At 63.5% G+C, this 17,681-nt stretch carries 23 protein-coding genes; 12 read left to right on the forward strand and 11 right to left on the reverse strand.

The genetic code is table 11. The features are described 5' to 3' along the window. Window positions 1-201: 201 nt before the first annotated feature. The 3 genes from LMTR21_RS18935 to LMTR21_RS18945 all read right to left on the reverse strand — a co-directional run bounded on the left by LMTR21_RS18935 (window position 202) and on the right by LMTR21_RS18945 (window position 3,386). Complete coding sequence (locus tag LMTR21_RS18935; protein WP_065754991.1) at window positions 202-1,242, reverse strand: phenylacetaldoxime dehydratase family protein; 1,041 nt, start codon at window positions 1,240-1,242, stop codon at window positions 202-204. Between the two features lie 29 nt (window positions 1,243-1,271). After that, window positions 1,272-2,285 (reverse strand): carbon-nitrogen hydrolase family protein, encoded by a 1,014-nt coding sequence (locus LMTR21_RS18940; RefSeq protein ID WP_065754990.1) that lies wholly within the window; start codon window positions 2,283-2,285, stop codon window positions 1,272-1,274. A gap of 153 nt (window positions 2,286-2,438) precedes the next feature. Further along, window positions 2,439-3,386 (reverse strand): AraC-like ligand-binding domain-containing protein, encoded by a 948-nt coding sequence (locus LMTR21_RS18945; RefSeq protein WP_065754989.1) that lies wholly within the window; start codon window positions 3,384-3,386, stop codon window positions 2,439-2,441. A gap of 262 nt (window positions 3,387-3,648) precedes the next feature. Here LMTR21_RS18945 and LMTR21_RS18950 point away from each other — a divergent pair, with 262 nt between their 5' ends. Continuing rightward, window positions 3,649-4,281 carry a GNAT family N-acetyltransferase gene (locus tag LMTR21_RS18950; protein WP_065754988.1) on the forward strand — a complete coding sequence of 211 codons (633 nt, stop codon included), beginning with the start codon at window positions 3,649-3,651 and terminating at the stop codon, window positions 4,279-4,281. Between the two features lie 69 nt (window positions 4,282-4,350). Here the strand turns inward: LMTR21_RS18950 and LMTR21_RS18955 are convergent, their stop codons facing one another. Both LMTR21_RS18955 and LMTR21_RS18960 read right to left on the reverse strand, forming a co-directional pair. Continuing rightward, a complete protein-coding gene (locus LMTR21_RS18955; RefSeq protein WP_065754987.1) occupies window positions 4,351-4,653 on the reverse strand; it encodes a hypothetical protein in 303 nt (100 codons plus the stop codon). Between the two features lie 146 nt (window positions 4,654-4,799). Continuing rightward, window positions 4,800-5,486, reverse strand: coding sequence for a DUF2161 domain-containing phosphodiesterase (locus tag LMTR21_RS18960; protein ID WP_065754986.1), 687 nt, complete (start codon window positions 5,484-5,486; stop codon window positions 4,800-4,802). Between the two features lie 192 nt (window positions 5,487-5,678). On the opposite strand from LMTR21_RS18960, the gene LMTR21_RS18965 reads away from it, so the two are divergent. Continuing rightward, a complete protein-coding gene (locus tag LMTR21_RS18965) occupies window positions 5,679-6,392 on the forward strand; it encodes a GrlR family regulatory protein (protein ID WP_065755286.1) in 714 nt (237 codons plus the stop codon). On the opposite strand, the gene fabG is transcribed toward LMTR21_RS18965, so the two are convergent. Next, a complete protein-coding gene (gene fabG / locus LMTR21_RS18970; protein ID WP_065754985.1) occupies window positions 6,389-7,069 on the reverse strand; it encodes a 3-oxoacyl-ACP reductase FabG in 681 nt (226 codons plus the stop codon). The genes LMTR21_RS18965 and fabG overlap by 4 nt on opposite strands. Before the next feature lie 129 nt (window positions 7,070-7,198). Here fabG and LMTR21_RS18975 point away from each other — a divergent pair, with 129 nt between their 5' ends. The 3 genes from LMTR21_RS18975 (at window position 7,199) to LMTR21_RS18985 (ending at window position 8,991) form a co-directional block, all read left to right on the forward strand. Next, the gene (locus tag LMTR21_RS18975) at window positions 7,199-7,921 is read left to right on the forward strand and encodes an SGNH/GDSL hydrolase family protein (protein ID WP_065754984.1); all 723 of its coding nucleotides are present in this window, start codon (window positions 7,199-7,201) and stop codon (window positions 7,919-7,921) included. Between the two features lie 107 nt (window positions 7,922-8,028). After that, window positions 8,029-8,229 (forward strand): hypothetical protein, encoded by a 201-nt coding sequence (locus LMTR21_RS18980; RefSeq protein WP_057839937.1) that lies wholly within the window; start codon window positions 8,029-8,031, stop codon window positions 8,227-8,229. A gap of 123 nt (window positions 8,230-8,352) precedes the next feature. Beyond that, window positions 8,353-8,991, forward strand: coding sequence for a hypothetical protein (locus LMTR21_RS18985; RefSeq protein ID WP_246175666.1), 639 nt, complete (start codon window positions 8,353-8,355; stop codon window positions 8,989-8,991). A gap of 343 nt (window positions 8,992-9,334) precedes the next feature. On the opposite strand, the gene LMTR21_RS18990 is transcribed toward LMTR21_RS18985, so the two are convergent. Next, window positions 9,335-10,081, reverse strand: coding sequence for a tyrosine-protein phosphatase (locus tag LMTR21_RS18990; RefSeq protein WP_065754982.1), 747 nt, complete (start codon window positions 10,079-10,081; stop codon window positions 9,335-9,337). A gap of 92 nt (window positions 10,082-10,173) precedes the next feature. On the opposite strand from LMTR21_RS18990, the gene LMTR21_RS18995 reads away from it, so the two are divergent. Then, on the forward strand, window positions 10,174-10,491 hold the full coding sequence (locus tag LMTR21_RS18995) for an MliC family protein (RefSeq protein WP_065754981.1): 318 nt from the start codon (window positions 10,174-10,176) through the stop codon (window positions 10,489-10,491). Between the two features lie 93 nt (window positions 10,492-10,584). Here the strand turns inward: LMTR21_RS18995 and LMTR21_RS19000 are convergent, their stop codons facing one another. After that, entirely contained in the window at window positions 10,585-10,791 is a 207-nt protein-coding gene (locus tag LMTR21_RS19000) for a DUF2735 domain-containing protein (protein WP_057862866.1), read from the reverse strand. A 568-nt stretch (window positions 10,792-11,359) separates the two neighbouring features. On the opposite strand from LMTR21_RS19000, the gene LMTR21_RS19005 reads away from it, so the two are divergent. From LMTR21_RS19005 to LMTR21_RS19020, 4 genes are all read left to right on the forward strand, one after another. Beyond that, window positions 11,360-12,397, forward strand: a complete 1,038-nt coding sequence (locus tag LMTR21_RS19005) for a glutamine synthetase beta-grasp domain-containing protein (RefSeq protein WP_065754980.1) — start codon at window positions 11,360-11,362, stop codon at window positions 12,395-12,397. A 192-nt stretch (window positions 12,398-12,589) separates the two neighbouring features. Further along, window positions 12,590-13,294 (forward strand): hypothetical protein, encoded by a 705-nt coding sequence (locus LMTR21_RS19010; RefSeq protein ID WP_065754979.1) that lies wholly within the window; start codon window positions 12,590-12,592, stop codon window positions 13,292-13,294. A gap of 6 nt (window positions 13,295-13,300) precedes the next feature. After that, window positions 13,301-13,984, forward strand: a complete 684-nt coding sequence (locus LMTR21_RS19015; RefSeq protein ID WP_065754978.1) for a substrate-binding domain-containing protein — start codon at window positions 13,301-13,303, stop codon at window positions 13,982-13,984. A gap of 32 nt (window positions 13,985-14,016) precedes the next feature. Then, on the forward strand, window positions 14,017-14,841 hold the full coding sequence (locus LMTR21_RS19020) for a tetratricopeptide repeat protein (RefSeq protein WP_084030833.1): 825 nt from the start codon (window positions 14,017-14,019) through the stop codon (window positions 14,839-14,841). A gap of 11 nt (window positions 14,842-14,852) precedes the next feature. Here LMTR21_RS19020 and LMTR21_RS19025 read toward each other — a convergent pair whose 3' ends face one another. Further along, window positions 14,853-15,296, reverse strand: a complete 444-nt coding sequence (locus tag LMTR21_RS19025) for a DMT family transporter (RefSeq protein ID WP_065754977.1) — start codon at window positions 15,294-15,296, stop codon at window positions 14,853-14,855. Between the two features lie 139 nt (window positions 15,297-15,435). Here LMTR21_RS19025 and LMTR21_RS19030 point away from each other — a divergent pair, with 139 nt between their 5' ends. Both LMTR21_RS19030 and LMTR21_RS19035 read left to right on the forward strand, forming a co-directional pair. Further along, window positions 15,436-15,585 carry a hypothetical protein gene (locus LMTR21_RS19030; protein WP_141686549.1) on the forward strand — a complete coding sequence of 50 codons (150 nt, stop codon included), beginning with the start codon at window positions 15,436-15,438 and terminating at the stop codon, window positions 15,583-15,585. Between the two features lie 84 nt (window positions 15,586-15,669). Then, window positions 15,670-16,374, forward strand: a complete 705-nt coding sequence (locus LMTR21_RS19035) for a GrlR family regulatory protein (protein ID WP_065754976.1) — start codon at window positions 15,670-15,672, stop codon at window positions 16,372-16,374. Here the strand turns inward: LMTR21_RS19035 and LMTR21_RS19040 are convergent. Both LMTR21_RS19040 and LMTR21_RS19045 read right to left on the reverse strand, forming a co-directional pair. After that, a complete protein-coding gene (locus LMTR21_RS19040; protein WP_210250583.1) occupies window positions 16,371-16,508 on the reverse strand; it encodes a hypothetical protein in 138 nt (45 codons plus the stop codon). The two genes, LMTR21_RS19035 and LMTR21_RS19040, sit on opposite strands and share 4 nt — an antisense overlap. A gap of 59 nt (window positions 16,509-16,567) precedes the next feature. Further along, complete coding sequence (locus tag LMTR21_RS19045) at window positions 16,568-17,671, reverse strand: PepSY-associated TM helix domain-containing protein (RefSeq protein WP_246175667.1); 1,104 nt, start codon at window positions 17,669-17,671, stop codon at window positions 16,568-16,570. Window positions 17,672-17,681: the final 10 nt, after the last annotated feature.

A 17,681-nucleotide genomic window follows, 5' to 3' on the forward strand; every position in this document is an offset into this window, starting at 1 on the left:
TTCCCGCAACGGCAGGACGCTTCGTCTCTTTCGATGCCTATGCGGAGGAATTGCCTGGGGCGATTGAGGTCGTCTCAGTTGGCGGCTTCCATCATTCGCGAGCGTTCCTGTTGGCGCTCCGGCAATGTCCGCTTTTGCATTGCTGTTGATCGATGAGCCGACGTCAGGCGCGACCAAGACTAAGCGCCTGACTGATGAGTTCTACGCTGCCTCTACCGCGTTCAGCATTCCGGTTTGCGGATGGCAATCCACATATTCGAAAAGCTGCTCGTCGGCGCGGGCGACGGTGACCTCGTGGTAGAGCCGCAGCTTTGCGGCCGGCCCGAGCGTTGACAAATATTTCATGGCGGCGCCGAAAATCCTGACATGGGTCGGGTGCGATTCAGCCCAGCGTTCGAGCGCCGACAGGCTTTTCCACCAACTCATGCCGTAGGACTTTTCGGTCGCCGCGCCGTCGCGGCCAATCACCGTCATGTAACGGTTGGCGTAGCAGCCGATTGAACGGCCCTGGTCGCGCAGGAAATCCATGCCCTCGCGCAGCACCGGCTCGACATCGCCGAGATACATCTTGCGCTCGGCGGCTTCGGTGTCGCCCCAGTCCTGGCCGGAGCGGATCAGGCAGACATTATCGTGCGGAATGATCCGGACGCGCGCGCCGTCGCGAACGGCGCGGGCCGAGCCTGAAGGCGCCATCTCGCTGGTTTGCGACAACGGGATACGGTCGCGCATGCCGCCCCAATAGGCGTGCTCCAACACCTCGCCGCTCATGCCGTCGGCGAGAACGGCGACGCCTTCGGGCCGGTCGAGGGAAGAGAACAGCGTCTCATAGCCCTCCACGGAAGGATAAAGCGCCTCGATGAAGGTGCCGAACCCGTCGTTCGTTCGCTCCCTGCCGGTCCAGCGCCCGCGCGCGGCCGGAAACCAGCGGTCGAATGCTTGCCGGTCGTCCCAATAGGCGACCGTGACGACGTTGGTGAAACCGGCTTCGTCGATATAGCGCGCACGGTCCCAATGCGATGGACCATCCGCGGCCGCGAACTCTGACACTAGCCGGGCCAGCGCCTGCTCGGCGGCGATCGATGGCGTGCCGCGGGTCTGGAGGCCGAAATAGGCCATCACCACGCGCGTGACGCTCGGTTTGTGCCGCGCCACGAAGGACGGGTAGGGTGGCGCATAATCGTCGCCGACACGGCGATGGCGCGTTCGTGCGGTTTGCAGATGTGCAGGGATCGCGGATTCCATCGGCCTGCTCCTTGTCGGAATGAATGCGTTCAGGCCTGCAGCCTGATTTCGCTCATGACCTCGGCATCGACGGGCAGCGAGAAATGCTCGACGCGGTTGGCGCGCTTGTTGTTGAGCAACAGCCGCGTGACGTCGGGCCGCGAATAATGCCCGGCCGGATCGGCCGCGTTCTTCGCCACCCCGATCATGCCGAGATCGATGTCGGCATACAGAATACCTTCCTGGTCCGGCGGAAGCTTCTCGGCAAGCGGGCTGCCGTCCGGCCCGTAGATCACGGCGTGGCCGCCGCCGGCATGCAGGAAGGCGTGCTTTTCGGGGGAGTCGCAGAGTTCATCGATCATCGCCTGCGAGACGACCGCGCAGGGACCCAGGAAGAAGCAGGAGCCCTCGACCGCATAGACCTTGCTGGCGGCGTTGTTGACCTCATGGCCGAGCGCGTGTGCGAACGGATCGTACAGCGAAAAGCTCGGCCATGCGCCGACATGCACCTGCTCGTTCTGGGCATACATCGCGAATTTCGACAGCGGCTGCAGGTGCTCCCAGCAGCACAGCGCACCAAGCCGTCCAACATCGGCGCGATAGTGAACTGCGAGATCGCTGCCGTCGCCTTCGCCGAACACGGTGCGCTCGGCGTGAGTGGGCCGCAGTTTCCGGCGCTTGGCGATGGTCTCGCCGTCGGGCCCTATCAGCCATTGCGCGATATAGAGGCTGCCGCCGTCGCGTTCGGACAGGCCGAGCACCGCGGTCAGTTTGGCGCGCTTCACGGCCTGGCGGATCTTTTCCGCCTGCGGACTGTCGAAGGCGAGCGAGTTGTCGAAGTAGCGTTGCACAAAGCCGCGGCCGATCGCCCAGGCCGGCGCGCCGAGCCAGATCTGCCACGGATATCCGGGAATGAAGGTTTCGGGAAAGGCGATCAGCCTGGCACCTTTCGCGGAAGCTTCCTCGATCAGGGCAATGGTCTTGTCGATGGTTGCGTCGAGATCGAGAAAGACCGGCGCCGCCTGAACCACCGCCACCTTGTACTTCTGATGAACCAGACCCATCGCACCCATCCTCTTCGCATTGGTGACCGACACTTGCTGCGGGCAAGCCTACCGCCACGGCCGCGCGCGCCGCTTGTCCGCGGCGGAACGAAAACTTGTCGTAACCGGCAGATGGATGGCTGAGGGGAAGGTGTGACGAGGTGAGGGCTGGCGCTATTTGCCGGGCTGTTCGCGCCATTCGCGCGGCGAGACACCGAAGCGCTGCCTGAAGATGCGGCTGAAATGGGCGAGGTCGTTAAAACCCCACGCGAAGGCGATCTCGCCGATGTGCCGGGCCTGACAGGCGGGGTCGGCAAGGTCGCGCTTGCATCGCTCCAGCCGTTGCGTCTGCACGTAGCCGCGGAACGAGGTCTGTTCGTCCGCCATCAGGTCGCTGGCGTAACGCGGCGAGATTCCGACCGCGGCGGCGGCGCGCGGCAGTGACAGTTCGGGATCGGCGAGATGGGTCAGGATATGGTTCTTGAGTCGGTAGAGCAGCGCCGAGCGGTGGGCCGACTGATCGGCCAAGCGCGCATGCAGCCTGTCGGCCAGCGTCATCGCCAGCAGGTCGAGCGCCTGGTCGAGCAGGCGGCTTGCGGCGGCGGGATCGACCTGTTCGATCGTCTTGCTCACATTGAGCATGAAATCATAGGTCAGCCGTTCGAGCGGACGATCGCCGGCGAACGTCGTTGCGGTCAAGCCATCGAACGCGCCGATGCGCTGTTGCAGCAGCTTGCGCGGCATCTGCAGGATGGTCTGCGAAAAGCTGTCGTCGAAGCGCAGCTCATAGGGGCGGGTGGTGTCGTAGATAACGAATTGGCCTGCGGAGACGATCGCCTCGCGGCCATCCTGGAAGACGCCGTTCACGCCGCTGTTGCCCATCGCCATCAGCACGAAATCCTCGCTGGCGCGCGCAATTCGCGACGGCGTGCGGAACACCCGCTGCGCGGTGGAATCGACCCGCGTGAACGCCGCAGGTCCGATTCTGGATTGCGATACCGAGCCCCAGAACGCGCCGCGCATGTCCGATTTGCAGTCGAGGCCCACGAAGGTATCGCAGACGATGTCCTGCCACACCGCAAGCCGGCGGCCCGGGAGGCATGAACGCGTGTCGAGCACCACAGCCACAACGGGCCTCCACGAACGATCCGGGTGTATTGCCTTGGTTTGTTCGGAACTAAGCAGGCGCCACGCCAGTCTGCGCCGGGCGGTAAATCTTAACAATTGATTAATGGTGCCGCCGTTAAGTCGCTGCAAACATTGCTGTTATTTAAGGCAGTATACGGAGCAATCCGGTCTTGTTTTTGATGTTGCGGCGCACAATATTGGTGGTCTAGGGATTCGACGCCTCCTCGAAGGGCTATTCTGAGAGGAGATTTGGACTATGTACCTCAGCGTTATTGCGGCCGCGCTCGCCAACAGCAGCGTGCGTACGCTCAGCCAGCAGGAAGAATTGCCGCTGTTGCGCGATCACCTGCTGCGGCTCGACCGCATCAGCCGCCGCGACCGGTTCCATGGCTTCATGGACGACAGCTTCATCGAGCGCTACGCCGAAAAATGCGCCAATGACGGCACGGTCATCATTGCCTTCTTCGAAGACGGCGTGGTCCGGGGCGCGGCAGAGCTGCATCCGCCGGATCAATCATCGGATTCGCTTCCCGAGATCGCCTTCAGCGTCGAAGCGTCGGTGCGGCGCCGCGGCGTCGGCAGCATCCTGTTCCGCAAGCTGATCGCGGTGGCGCGGGCCAAGGGCTACAAGAGCCTGCGGATCACCACGGGTGCGCAGAACGAGGCGATGCGGGCGCTTGCCAGCAAATTCGGCGCGCAGCTCGTGTTTCGCCACGGCGAATCCACCGGCACCATCGACCTGACGAAATATGATCAGGCAGAGTTCGCGACGTCCTGGGTCGAGAACGCAATGAATGCGACGCGCACGGTGGTGGCTTTCAACCGCGCCTATTGGCGAATGCTGCTTCGGATGGCTGGCACCGCGCCGTCGGAGTGGGGCGCCTCGTAGGCACGTTCAATCCAGCGAATTGCCCGAAGGGCAATTCGCTGGAGACAATTCAGGGAGTGTTGGGGCTTGTCAGGTGCCGGTGCGCTTGTCGTTGCCGAAGCGCCTGACGACGCGGCGCTCGACCACGACGGAGCGCTGCGCGCCCGCTTCGCCCGCGATAACGCGGGTCGCCGATCGCGCCAGCGCGCGGCCGGTCTTCTTCACTTCCGCCAGCACTTCCTCATAGGGCAGCCCCATCAGCGCGGCGGCGATTTCCGCCTGCTGCTGCTGATCGTCGGTGATCCCCACCGCGGCGAAGATTGCCTCTTCCAGCGTCGGCGGATCCCGCCGGACGCGTCGTGTGCCGTATTTCGTGTTCCAGTCTTCGCTCATAGGGGCCTCGCATTCGATTGCCGAGATACCTATGTGCCCTAATGTTGCATTGCAATATGAATTTCGCGTGGCAATACAGCCATGCGTCTACAACCTCTCAAATCCGGTAGCGCCGTACGGTCTCGATATTTTGATCGATCCGTGCGTCAGGGCACGGAATTGCCGGCCGCGGTCAGATCCAGCGGCTGTTGCGGCCAGCGTTTTAACGCTGCATGGCCTGCATCGGTCAGGACATAGATGCCGCGCTCGGCGCGATCGAACCAGCCATAGACATTATGCAGCAGGATTTTGCCGGCATCGGGAATCTGGGCGCGCAGATCCCTGACCCGCTGCGGGCCGCCCGACAGCGCCGAGGCGCAGGCCAGCGCCTGCTGCCGGTAAGCCGTCATGATCGGCGCGCGTGTCGATCCGCCCAGGACGGGATCGCCCTTGCGTTTCTGATGCTCCGCGATCAGCCGCGAGCGCTTTTTGGGATCGCGGCGAGGCGCCGATGTCGGCGGCTTCACGATCACCTCGACATCGCCGGTATTGGTGACGGCGAGCATGCCGAAGCCAAGCCGGCGGCAGAGATTGCGGTAGCGCGCGTCGCTTTCGCGGCCCTTGCCGCGGGCAGACAGTTTGGCCGCGAGCCAGACCTCGTCGGCCGCGCCGGCGCGATCCACCGCTTGCAGGATCAGTTCCAGATTGAAGGAAAGCTTCAGTTCGCCGATCACCACGATCGGCGGATCGTCGCCGCTCAGCGCGACCAGGTCGCAGCCGCCGATCTCGCCCTTGACGGTGAAGCCGAGCTTTTCGAGGAAGCGTTTGACAGGAAGATATAGCGCGGTTTCCAAAATCTGCTCCGGCGGCGGTGGCCGCGACTCAATGTCCGGACTCTAGCCGAATTCCGGCAAAGCGTTTGATCGGGCCGCACCGCAGCGGCTATTCTGGCTCCCGGGGACAAGGCCATACGGCAATTGATGGAACCTGCGAATCCAGTGTTCGCGGGGCAAATGGTATTTGCCGGATTAGAAGCGAGCAGGGGCGTGCTGAAGGGACTGTACAAATTCCGTTTCACGACGGAGCGCGGGGAAGGCTCGGGCGTGATGTTCGCGACCGCGGGCGGCAAGCTCTATGGCGGCGATTCCGGCTCTTCCTTTGTCGGCAGCTTCACCGAGGCCAACGGCATCCTCTCTTGCGAGGTGACGATGTCGCGCCACTATCACGATCCCAAATTTGTTCCGATGTTCGAGGTCGAACATGCCGTGATGAACTTCACAGGCAAGCCGTGCGGCGAGGAAATTCATTTCGAGGGCGGCAGCGCGGCCTTGCCCGGTGTCCATTTCACGACCGTTTTGAGCCCCATCGATGTTACCGACGCGCCGCCGCCCGGCGAGGTCGGGCCTGACGCGATCAGCAACGGACTTTATTCGATCCACATCCGCATGCTCGACGGCATCGACGCCGGCAATACCGGTGTCATGATGCTGCGTGACGGCCGTATCCGCGGCGGCGACGCTTTCTTCGATTATATCGGCGCGTATTCGGCGGCGAATGGCAGATGGAAAGGCGAACTCGTCAACCGCGAGCATACGCCGTCCATGAGCGAGCGGCCGATATTCGGCGGCCATGAAGTCGGCATCGGTTTCTCCGGCACCTACGACGCCGACGGCGCCGTAGGCGAAGCCACCGCGCTCGCCGGCAAGCGCAGCATCCGCTTCAAGGCCGTGCTGCGAAAGCTGGTGGAGGTGGAGGGTTAAACCCTCCCGTTCACCGGCAGCAGCGCGCCGGTGACGGCGCTTGCGGCGTCGCTGGCGAGGAAGAGGATCACCTCGGCCAATTCCTTCGGCGTCACCCATTTGGCGAAATCGGCTTTGGGCATGCTGGCGCGGTTGGCCGCGGTGTCGATGATCGACGGCAGCACGGCGTTGACGGTGATCCTGCCCTTCAACTCCGCGGCAAGCGCTTCGGTGAGGCGGTGCACGCCAGCCTTGGAGGCGGCGTAGGCGCCCATGCCGGCGCCTGCCTGCAGTGCGCCCATGGCGCCGACATTGACGATCCGCCCGGCACCCGATGCGACGAGATGCGGGATCGCCGCGCGCGACGCATTGAGCGCGGTCGTCACGTTGAGCGCGTACATCCGCTGCCATGTCCTGGGATCGCCATCGGCCACCGTCTCGAAGGCGAAGCCGCCGGCGATGTTGATCAGCGCGTCGAGCTTGCCGAAATGCCTGGCCGCGGCGTCGATCGCCTTCCTGGCTTGCGCCGCGTCGGTGAGGTCGACGCCGCCGAGTTCGAACAGATCGGCGGTAGCGGGAGCTTGCGTCGGCGCGTGATCGACGCTCGCAATCCTGGCGCCGCGCGCCAGCGCCTCGTCGGCGACGACGCTGCCAAGCGCGCCGAGAGCCCCCGTCACCACAATGACCTTTCCGTCCATGATGGCCTCCGTACGCGGGGGAAATGGCAAGCGCACACTAGCGCCTGCATATTTTCATTTGCAATGCGGCGATTTTGGCGACGAAATACCCCTGCAACGTGAGATGGTATCACACAGCGGAGGTTTCAAATGGTTGACAATTTCGCCGTCGCCGATCTCCCTGACGAAGTCATCGGCTTCAAATACCCGCTTCCGAATCTGGCGCGAAGCCTGAAGCAGCGAAACACTAAAATCGTTGCCTTTGGTTCCTCGTCGACGGCGGGAACGCGTCAGGTCGTGCCCTTTCCGGCCTACCTTGAGTTGATGCTGAGGAACGAGTTCGGCACCGAGATGACCAGCGAGTTCGGCAAACGGATGATCAACGTGATCAACCGGGGAGTCGGCGGCGAGGAGGCGTCGACCGAACTGCCGCGCATGCAATCCGATGTAATCGACGAGGCGCCGGCGCTGGTGATCTGGCAGGTCGGCACCAACGCTGTCTTTCGCAACACGGTGCCGGAATTCGCATTCGAGAAAGTCTTCGCCGCCATTGCGGAGGGGCTGGATCGCCTGTCCAAACTCCCTACCGATGTCATCCTGATGGACTCGCAATACGCGACCGCCGTCGTGACACCCGAGAAGAAGCCGCTCTCCGAGGCGATGGTGAAGCGCATATCCGAGTTGGCTGAGGTCGCCGGGGTCGATGTGTTCCGTCGCTACGCCCTGATGGAGCGGTGGCACATCGCGATGCGAGAATTGGTCGATCCGGCCGATGACCTCGCACTCCACTTGAGCGACTGGGCAACGCGGAACGTCACGGAGGCGCTGTTCAGTCAAATCAAGAGGATGGTGAAGGCGGCCGACGCCACGTAAGACTACGGGACGAGGCAAGATCGATAAAATTTGCCGGAGTTCTGTAAGCCGTTTGCAGACTCCGTTCGATACAAGCGGGTTCCAACAAGAAGGCAGGGGGATTTGTCATGGGTTTGCCGGATCACGGTTTACCGCTTGTTCAGCTTAAGGAGCAGCGGCGCGACCTGGTCGTAGCGCTGCAAAATCGCAGCGGTCCGGTCTCGAGCTGGGAATTGATGCAGATCGCCGCGATCCAGCAGGCGATCTCGGCGTTCGAGGACGTCATCGCCGATCTCGACGCCGAAATGGAAATGGAAGCGGCGGCTTGAGCCGATAGGCGCGGCCTTCCGCAACTGCCACGACCCGCTTTACTGCTGGCGCGCGCCGGATAAGATCGCGCCATGCGTGTTTCGGCAGTTCCACTCGCGCTCCTCGCATGGTGTGTTCAGCCAATGGCTGGCGCGAATGCCCAGGCCTGCGTCGCCGATCAACATGGCGGCCTCGTCTGCGGCGAGGGCAAGGCCGCGATGCGTGTCGTCGCCGACACCATTTCGCCCTCGAAGAATTACGCGTTCGCCTGGCGCAGCCCGCAGGGCCTGCCGTCAGGCAGCGATACTCCCGACAACATCGAAAACGTCCTGGTCCGCCTCAATGACGGCGCGGTGCTCGCCAAGCTCGGCGGCGAGTATTGGGCGACGGGCGAGATGCGCGCAAACCGCTACGAACTGACCGCCGCCTGGTCGCCGGACAGCCGATCCGTCATTGAGGTCGCGAACAGCCGGTGGGAAAGCGATTCCTTTGCCTATTACCGGATCGACGGTGCATCGGCGACCAGGCTCGATCTGCGTGCGCTGGTCGAGCCTGTCATGACAGCGAGGCTGCCGCCGCGAAATCGCCAGGGCAATTCCTTCCGCGTGCGGACGGATCAGCCGGTGACGCTCGATGCGCGCGGCCGCCTGCGCTTTACCGCGATGCTCTATGTGCCCAAGAGCGAAACCAGCAACGACTACAAGATACAGGTCAACGTCCGCACGACAGGCGGCAAACCGTCCGCGCAGGTCGTGTCGCTGCGGCGGGCGAAGGCGGATTAGCGCACGTCCATGCTGGATGAGGTTTCTTGCGTTGTAGCCGATCCTCTTCGCGACACCAGATAACCATTAAGGCGTCAGCTGTTGAACGTGCGCGTCGTGATGGTTGGCTGCGCGTCGTTGCGAGTGCCGCAGACTTCGTCGTATCTTGCGCCCCCTTGAGTGTGGGGGTTAGCCCGTACGAGGTATTCAGCAGCTCGCCAAGGCGCTGTATCCTGCCTGTAGGCTTGCGGGAGAAGCGGAGCGATATCGCGAGTTCAGGATTGTCCGGTTGGCGGAAGTACCCAGCCTTGCGATCCGAGAGAAGAGCCCCGGCGCGCGCAGCGTCGGGGCTCTCTTTCTGATGTCAGCCTTGCAGATAGCGCGCTTCGAGATGGGCGCGTTCGGCTTCGCCGAGACCGAGGCCGTCGCGGAGATAGGTTTCGAGGTTGCCGTAGTCGGCGTCGATGGCCTCGAAGGCGGCGGCGAGGAACGAGGCCTGCACTGAACCAAGCACCTGCCTGATGTCGTCAGGCAGATCGGTGCTGTGATTGGGATCCCGTCGGTAGAAGCGGTTGGTCAGCAGATAGTCTTCCGAAATGATGTCCTCGGAAACGCCGAGCGTATGCAGGATCAGCGCGCACGCAAAGCCGGTGCGATCCTTGCCGGCGGTGCAATGGATCACCAGCGGCGCACGTTCTTCCAGCAAATGGGCGAACAGCGTCCGGTAGTGCCGCGTGTTCTTCTGTACGTAGCTGCGGTAGGAGTCGCGCATCACCTCGACGGCGTGGTCGGTCGATAGCGGTGTGCCGGCGGCCACGATCGCGCGTAGCGCCGCGACCACCGTGGGTTCGACCGGCAGCGAATGAACCGTGATTTCAGGCATGCCGCACAGGGCAGCGGTGCGCTCCTCGCTGCCGCGAAAGTCGAATGCGCTGCGGACGCCGAGCTCCCGCACGACGGAGACATCGTCGTCGGTGAGATGGCCGAGATGGTTGGAGCGAAAAATCTGCCGCCAGCGCACGGTTCGGCCGTCGCTGGTGGGATAGCCGCCGAGGTCGCGGAAATTGCTGGCGCCGTAAAGGTTGAGATGGCGGGCAGGGGAATCTGACATCAATGCATCAGGGGTTCGAACGGAGAATATGGGACGGATCGGGTGTCGTTCCGCCTCGTCTCGTCTATACTGAACTCTCACGGGGGCGAAACATGAATCGGCGGAACATCACGATTTTTGGCGCGGCGCTGGGCCTCGTCGCGATTGCAGGTGCGGCATCGCCGGCAACGGCGCAGTCCAGCTTCCGGAACTACCGTTGCGCCGACGGATCGCAATTCATGGTCGGATTTTTCCAGTACGACAAGCGCGCCCATCTGCAACTGGACGGCAAGGCGGTGACGCTGCCGAAACGTTGGGCCCTGTCGGGCTCGCGTTATCAGGCGAAGGGTGTGACCTTACGGATCACCAAGGCCGGGGTTACGACGCTCAAGCACGCCAAACGGAAGACCACGACATGCGAGCAGACATGAAAAAGGGCCGAAACGCTTTCGTTCCGACCCTTTTCTAGTTCTCCGTCCGCGCCTCGTTTGCCGGGCGCGTCCCTGCCAAACACCTCCCAGGCATCAGTGATCCCGCTCGTTGCTGGCGTCCTGGATCGCCGCGGCGTGGTACCAGCTATCGCAGCAGTCAGCGAGGTTGACCGGCTGGGCAGCGGCAAACTCGGTTACAGCTTTGGTCTCGCCATAGCGACGTCCCCCGAGAGCCGCCCGGCCCCCGGCTGGGAATTGGTAGATCTTGGCGGTCCCCTGATTCAAACCCGTAGTCATCATCGGAAATCTCCTTCTGTCGACGCGCGAGCCTCCATGGTGCGCCCGACTCGTTCTTGAGTGGTTACGTAAGTCGATATTGTCGGTGCTCCGGGCGGGTGCAAGTGACCAAGAGAGCGGCAGATTTTGTCTATTTCGTAGGCAGTTTCGGCGCTGCTTCCTGCGAGGCAGCGGTCGCGTGATCAACGCCTGGGCCGGCGGGATGGTTGCTCGGGTAGGCCGACGGCCCTTGCAGCGACTTCAAAACGGTGCCGCACCTTTAAGCGTTTAGCGGTCAGCAGGCGGAAATGCCGGAGAAATGGGCTGGATTCGGGTTGCCGGCCTGCCGCTGGACTGCCGGATTTGCGGGTCTGCCGCGCTCCTATGTCGCAGCTTTTATTTTAGGCCCCGAGGGCAAGCCCTGTGGATGACCGTTGCCGCACTGCAGCGATTGGCACGTTAAATGCTTAGTAAGGCGTGGCCTACGTGGCCGGGTACACGTATGCGAAAGACCTCCGGGGGCTGGGCGTCACACCTCAGATTTCAAGCGTCGGTCTTCCGCATTTCACAGAAGCAACTCAAGAGAGGCTCAATGACCAAGTACAAGCTCGAGTATATTTGGCTCGACGGCTATACGCCGACGCCGAGTTTGCGCGGCAAAACGCAGATCAAGGAATTCGACAAGTTCCCGACGCTGGAACAGCTTCCGTTGTGGGGTTTTGACGGTTCGTCCACCAATCAGGCCGAAGGCCACAGCTCCGATTGCGTGCTGAAGCCGGTCGCCGTCTATCCGGATGCCGCGCGTGAAAACGGCGCGCTGGTGATGTGCGAAGTCATGATGCCGGATGGCAAGACCCCGCATGCCTCGAACAAGCGCGCGACCATCCTCGACGATGAAGGTGCCTGGTTCGGCTTTGAGCAGGAATATTTCTTCTACAAGGACGGCCGTCCGCTCGGCTTCCCGTCGGATGGCTATCCGGCGCCGCAGGGCCCGTACTACACCGGCGTCGGCTACAAGAACGTCGGCGACGTCGCCCGCAAGATCGTGGAAGAGCACCTCAACCTCTGCCTCGCCGCCGGCATCAACCACGAAGGCATCAACGCCGAAGTGGCGAAGGGCCAGTGGGAATTCCAGATCTTCGGCAAGGGCTCCAAGACCGCGGCCGACCAGATGTGGATCGCCCGCTACCTGATGCTGCGCCTCACCGAATCCTACGGCATCGACATCGAATTCCACTGCAAGCCGCTTGGCGATACCGACTGGAACGGCTCGGGCATGCACGCCAACTTCTCGACCAAGTACATGCGCGAAGTCGGCGGCAAGGAATACTTCGAGAAGCTGATGGGTGCCTTCGAGAAGAACCTCATGGACCACATTGCCGTCTACGGGCCTGATAACGACAAGCGCCTGACCGGCAAGCACGAGACCGCACCCTGGAACAAGTTCAGCTACGGCGTGGCTGACCGCGGCGCCTCGATCCGCGTTCCGCACTCCTTCGTCAACAACGGCTACAAGGGCTATCTGGAAGACCGCCGCCCGAACTCCCAGGGCGACCCTTACCAGATCGCTTCGCAGATCCTGAAGACCATCTCGGAAGTCCCGACCGGCGCCAAGGCGGCCGCCGCTTAAGGCACGGACGACAGGCTCCGGGACACCGGGGGCAAAGATGATCCGCCAAGGCAAAAACCGCCTTGGCGGATCATTGCGTTTTGATGACACGGCGTCCTGGCGGGGCCGGGATTAAATCCGACCGTTCAAGACCGTTCCCCTGGGTTGTGAACCGCGCTAGACACGGGCCGTGAGCTTGCCGGGGACACGGCATTGTTTGAGGGATTTTACAAGGTCAGGTTTCAGCTTGGCGCTTCGGTCGGCCGCAGCGTGATGTATGCGCGTGACGGCAGGATGCTGGGCGGCAACTCCGCCTTTGCCCATATCGGCACCTACGAAAAGCAGGACGACGGCGTCGACGTCGTGATCCAGACGGTGCGCCACAACCCGGATCCGGCCTATCGCGCGATGGCCGGTACCGACGATGCCACCCTGCTGGCGAAGGGCAGGGCGGACGGAAACCTCTACCGCTTTGAAGGGGGCTTGAAGGAATTGCCAGGCGTGGCGTTCCAGTCGGTGATGACGCCGATCGAGCAGGACGTCATACCGATCGCCGGCGGTGTCGGCGCGGGCGGTATCGTCAATGGTCTCTATTCCATCCACGTTCGCCTGCTCGATGGCGTCGAAGGGGGCCTCACCGGCGTGATGCTGCTCAACGAGGGCCGCATCCTCGGCGGCGACGCATCCTTCTACTATGTCGGCACCTACACCTCGGAGAACGGCCGCTGGAAGGGCCAGATCCTCAATCAGGAGCATACGCCATCGATGGGCGAGAACCCGATCTTCGGCGGCCATGAAGTCGGCATCGGCTTTTCCGGCACCTGCGATGGGGAAGGCGCGCTGCTGGAGGCGACCGCGCTCGCCGGCAAGCGCAGCCTTCGCATGACCGCGGTGCTGAAGCTGATGCGGCGGGTGTAGCGGCCGATGAGCGATGCCATCCGCGTGCTCTCGACGCTGGCGTTGAAGGGCGCCGTCCATGGCCTGGCCGGCCAATATCAGGCGGCCGGCGGCGCACATATCGATGCCGATTTCGCACCCACATTGGCGCTGCTCGACCGCTTGCGCGCGGGCGAAGCCGCCGACGTCGTGATCCTGACCCGTGAGGGGCTCGACGAGGTCGCCCGCGAGGGGCGGGTGGCCGCCGAGAGTTGCGTGGATCTGGCCCGCTCATGGGTCGGCATCGCCGTGAAGGCGGGGGCGGCCCATCCCGATATCGCCACTGAGGCCGCGCTGCGCGAGACGTTACTCGGCGCGCGCGTGGCCTATTCGCGGCTTGGCGCCAGCGGCATCCTGTTCGCAAATCTGATCGAGCGGCTCGGCATTGCCGCCGATATCAACACCCGCGCCGTCATCATCCCGCAAGGCTTCACCGCCGAGCGGCTCGTAACCGGCGAGGCCGATCTCGCGGTCCAGCAGATCAGCGAGTTGAAACAGGTCGGCGGCATCGAGGTGGTCGGGCCCATTCCGCGCGAACTGCAGACGGCTGCGGTGTTTTCGGCGGGGCGAATGGCGGCATCGCCGAACGCGGGCGAGGCAGAGCGGCTGCTGCGGTTTCTCGCGTCACCCGACGTCGCGCCGGCGCTGCGCGAGAGCGGGCTCGAGCCTTGAATTTGGTGTCCCGTCGAAGCAACCTGCGTCTCATGAAGGGGACGTTCCGAAACCTGCTGATCGTGACCGTTGCCGCCGCCATAGCGCCGACGCCCTTGGCTGCGCAATCGGCCGACCTCGTGCTGTGCGACCGCGTGGCTGCCGATCCCGCCGATCCGGACAAGCCGGCCGACGCGAAAGGCGTGCCCGATATTGCGGCCTCTGATATCGCGACGGCCATCAAGTTTTGCAGGAACGCCGCGAATACGTCGCGGCGCGCGATGTACCAGCTCGGGCGCGCCTACGCGGCCAATCGGCAGTTACCGGAAGCGGTGGCGGTCTGGCGCAAGGCGGCCGACAAGGGCTCGACCTCGGCGATGGTTGAACTCGGCGTGCTCTACGCAACCGGCGCCGGCGTCGCTCGCGATGAAGCGCAGGCACGAAAACTGTTCGAGCGCGCGGCGCAAGCCGGCAATCCGCGGGGCGTCAGCAATCTCGCCGCCCTCGGCGGTGGCGCGTCATCCGATCCGGCGCGTGCACGCGAATTGCTGTCGAAGGGCGCCGAGACCAACGCCGAGGCGCAGTATCAGCTCGGCATGATGCTGGCGGAAGGCAATGGCGGGACCAAAGACGATGCTGCCGCCCGTGCGCTGTTCGAGAAGGCGGCGGCGCAAAATCATCCCGGCGCGCTGGAGCGAATGGGCGCGTTCGCGCAGGAAGGGCGCGGCGGACCAAAGGATGCGGAGGCCGCCAAGGCCTATTATCAGCGCGCTGCCGCACTCGGCGACGAGGATGCGAAGAAAGCGCTGGAGCGGCTGCGCTGTCCCTATGCGATCAAGGACAAGCGCGGAAACGTGGTCACCAATCTGTGCTTCTGACGCGCTGACGCTTACTCCCGGATCAACACGACGCCGGCGATCAACAGCACCGCGCCCGCGAGCCGCGCGGCGCCGATGGGATGCGGCGTCAGCCCGAATGCGCCGAAATGATCGAGCGTCACCGCGGCCAGCACCTGGCCGGCAATGACAAGCGCAAACAGCGTCGCTGCGCCGAGCGAGGGTAGCAGAAAGATCGCCAGCAGGATGAACGCGCCGCCGAACACGCCGCCGGACCACGCATACCAGGGCACGTCCGCCATCGTTTTCCAGGACGGCACGCGCTCGCCGAGCGCAATGACGGCGACAATCATGGTGATGAGCCCGCCGGCATAGCTGACCAGTCCCGCCCATGCGGGTGAATCGAGCGCGGTGCGCAGGCTGCTATTCAACATCTGCTGGGTCACGACGCTGACGCCGGCGCCGAGCGCGAGAAGATAGAAGAAGAAATGTTGCACGTGATCCCCCGGTTATTTCCTGCCGGCGGAGCGATCCGGCATTGCAAGGCCGAAGACAACGCGAATAGCTGGATCGGAACAAGAGGGACCGCCGCGCGATTACTACAGGGCAGGGGCCCGCCAATAAGCGGAGCTTGCCATGATCCGAAAACTGCAGTCAGGCGAATACCGGCTCTATTCCCGCAAAATCAATCCGAAAACGGGCAAGCGCCGTAACCTTGGAACCTTCAAATCGCGGGCAGCGGCCGAAAAGCACGAACGGGCCGTACAATATTTCAAGCGGCACTGAACCTTGCGTTAATTCGCGGCTGGCACCTCGCCTGCGGCGGTGCTAAGCCCCCGCCAGACATTTTCGATATCAGGACATTTTCCGTTGCTGAACGGGCTTTACAAGGTTGAGTACGGCGTCAACGACGCGTTCGGCCGCAGCATCATGTGCATGCACAATGGCAAGATGCTAGGCGGCAATTCCGCCTTTGCCCATCTCGGCACCTATCAGGAGATCGGCGGGGAAATTGTCGGCGAGGTCATCACCCAGCGCCACAATGACGATCCCCACTACAAACCGCTGATGGACACCGACGTCGCCGCCATCAGCGTGCGGGGCAGGCTGAAGGACAACAAGATTCGCTTCGAGGGCAGCGCCGCGCCACGGCCGGGCGCCTTGTTCTGGGCGGACCTGACGCGGCTCGACGATGAGGCGCTGCCGCCGGTCGGCATCGTCGGGCCGGGCGGTATTACCAACGGACTCTACTCCCTGCAGCTCCGCGCGCTCGACGGGATCGAGGCCAACTTGTCGGGCGTGATGCTGCTACTGGACGGTCGCATCCTCGGCGGCGACGCCTTCTTCTACTACCTCGGTTCCTACGCGTCGGCCGACGGCCGCTGGAAGGGCGAGATCCTCAACCAGGAGCACACGCCGGCGAAAGGCGAAAACCCCGTGTTCGGCGGCCATGAGGTGGGCATCGGGTTTACCGGCACCTGCGACGAAGCGGGGGCCGAGCTCGAAGCCATTGCATTGGCCGGCAAGCGCAGCCTGCGGCTGGCGGCGACGCTGAAGTTGATGCGGCCGGCCTAGATCCGTTTGCGGCGCGCAAAGAACCAGGCGGTGAGGGCAACCGGCGCGCCAAGCGCGAGCCAGGAAAAATAGCGGCCAAAACCTTCGTACAACAACGCGCTCGTCAGCCCCGCGACCGACAGCACGCCGATCAAGAGCGGGCCGCCATATACTGTCCGCCAACTCCCGCTGGATCGTGATTTTCGTGCGTCGATCATCGCGCCGGCTGTAGCGAAGGCTGTCCCGCGATCGCGTGGCTGCGATGCTTGCGGCGCTTGACGACCCACAGATAGAGCCCGCTGGCGATGACGACGATGGTCATGATGTCGAGCAGCGCCCAGATGATTTTCAGCGGCATACCGCCATAGTCGCCAAAGTGCAGCGGTTGCGAGACCAATAGCGCCTTGAGATAGACGGGAAGGTCGCGCGCATCGGAGACTTCGCCGGTTTCGCCATCCAGCAGCACGGGCTTGAGGAGGCGCGAGGTCAGCGGCGTGTCGCCGCGCATGAAGACCGCAAAATGGTGCGAACTCGTGAACGGCGTGCCGGGAAAGGCGACGAACGAGACGTTCATGCCGGGCGCGGTTTTGTGCGCATTCGCGAGCGTCGTATCGAGCGAGGCCAGATGCACCGGCGGCGGCTTGCCGGCGTAGGGCTTGACCATGTCGGCGAGTTCGTTGGCCTTCCACTGGCCCAGCATCACCTCCGCAAGCGTGTTGATGACGCCGGTGGCGCCGACCACCAGCGCCCAGGCGATGGTCACGGCGCCGAGCAGATTGTGCCAGTCGAACCAGGCGATGCGGCGTGATTTGCCCCTGAGCGTGCCGAAGCTCAGGCGGCGCGTGAACGGCCAGTACAGCACCACGCCGGAGATGATCGCGACGAGGAACAGGAATCCCATGGCGCCGAGGAACAACTTGCCGGGCTGCCCCGCAAACATATCGACGTGGAGCTTCAGGAAGATCAGCATCGGACCGCCGCCGACCGGGCCGAGCGGCTTGGCGGTGTGGGCATCATACGCGCGGAGCGTCGTCGCATCTGGATCGCCGTCGACCTTGCTGTTGGTGAAGGCGATTACGTTGTTCGGTTCGTCCTTGTCCCACGAGATGTATTGCAGGACGCGGCCGGGATCGTGCGCCAGCGCGGTGCGGGCGATTTCGTCGATACTGCGTTTCACCGCGCCGGGCTGAGCGATCTCGGGTTTCGGATCGTAGCCGAGCAGCTCATCGATCTCGTGATGGAAGATCAGCGGCAGGCCGGTGATGCACAGCAACAGCAGGAACAGCGTCGATATCAGGCTGCTCCAGGTGTGAACCACCGACCAGATG

It is taken from the genome of Bradyrhizobium paxllaeri (assembly GCF_001693515.2).
Classification (GTDB): domain Bacteria; phylum Pseudomonadota; class Alphaproteobacteria; order Rhizobiales; family Xanthobacteraceae; genus Bradyrhizobium; species Bradyrhizobium paxllaeri.